The organism is Citrobacter sp. S55_ASV_140 (assembly GCF_018919505.1).
In the GTDB taxonomy this organism is placed as follows: domain Bacteria; phylum Pseudomonadota; class Gammaproteobacteria; order Enterobacterales; family Enterobacteriaceae; genus Citrobacter; species Citrobacter werkmanii.
On record NZ_JAHLQZ010000385.1, the window covers coordinates 1 to 1,304 of the forward strand.

The 1,304-nt window shown below is 51.9% G+C and carries 1 protein-coding gene; it reads right to left on the reverse strand.

Annotated elements, in window-relative coordinates; genetic code table 11:
• On the reverse strand, positions 1-1,304 hold a 1,304-nt coding region (locus tag KQJ18_RS24015), incomplete at both ends, for a M3 family metallopeptidase (protein ID WP_253297562.1).

The window sequence follows — 1,304 nt, forward strand, 5'->3', positions numbered from 1 at the left end:
AATCAGTACTGTTCCCGCGGGACAAAATCGCTTCGCGGAATTTCTGCCCGTTTTCGCGGGTTAATCCACCCTGATCTACAAACCACTGATAGCCGTCATCAGCCAACATTTGCGTCCATAAATAAGCGTAATAACCCGCAGCATAGCCGCCGCCGAAGATATGGGCAAAATAACTGCTACGATAACGTGGCGGCACGGCCTGAAGATCCAGATCTTCTGCCGCCAGCGCCTGCTGCTCGAATTGATCAACTGAATAAGATGACGCCTTCGTCTCCAGACTGTGCCAACGCATGTCCAACAATGCGGCACTGAGCAGTTCGGTCATATCGTAGCCTTTATTAAACAAGCTGGCCCGCTGCATTTTATCCCGCAAAGCCTGCGGCATTGGCTCCCCGGTTTCGACATGACGGGCAAATCGGGCAAAAACCTGCGGATGGCTCGCCCAGTGTTCGTTAATCTGCGAAGGAAACTCGACAAAATCACGCGGAGTGTTAGTGCCTGAAAGCGTGGCATAACGCTGAGTGGCAAACAGACCGTGTAACGTGTGGCCAAACTCATGAAATAATGTAATGACATCATCCCACAGCAGTAACGCCGGCTTACCCGTTACGGGTTTTTGATAATTACAGACATTGTAAATAACGGGTCGGGTTTCGTTAAGCTCCGATTGCTCAACAAAATTGCCCATCCATGCCCCGCCGCTTTTTGATTCACGGGCGAAGAAATCACCATAAAACAACGCCAGTCCTACGCCATCGTGGTCGAAAATTTCCCATACCCGAACATCCGGGTGATAAACCGGAATGTCGAATCGCTCAACGAATTTGATACCAAAGAGCTGATTGGCCGTCCAGAAAACGCCCTCGTTCAACACCGTATCCAGAGCAAAGTAAGGTTTAAGCTGTGCCTCATCAAGGGCGTATTTCTCGCGGCGGACCTGCTCAGCATAAAATGCCCAGTCCCAGGCCCTGACGCTAAACTGCCCCTGCTCTTGATCGATGACTTTCTGGATTTCAGCCTGTTCATCCAACGCACGCTGGCGCGCGGCCGGAACGATCGCCCGCATAAACGAAAGTGCCGCCTCAGGCGTTTTAGCCATCTGGTCGGCGATTTTCCAGGCCGCATAATTGGCAAAACCGAGTAATTTTGCCTGTTGCATGCGGATGTCGACCAGACGCTGAATAATAGCCCGGGTATCGTTATCGTCATCGTGTTCGGCCCGCGTCCATGCCTGGGTAAACAGGTCTTCACGGATCTGGCGATCGCGTAACACGGCAAGCGCCGGTTGTTGAGTGGTATTCAAT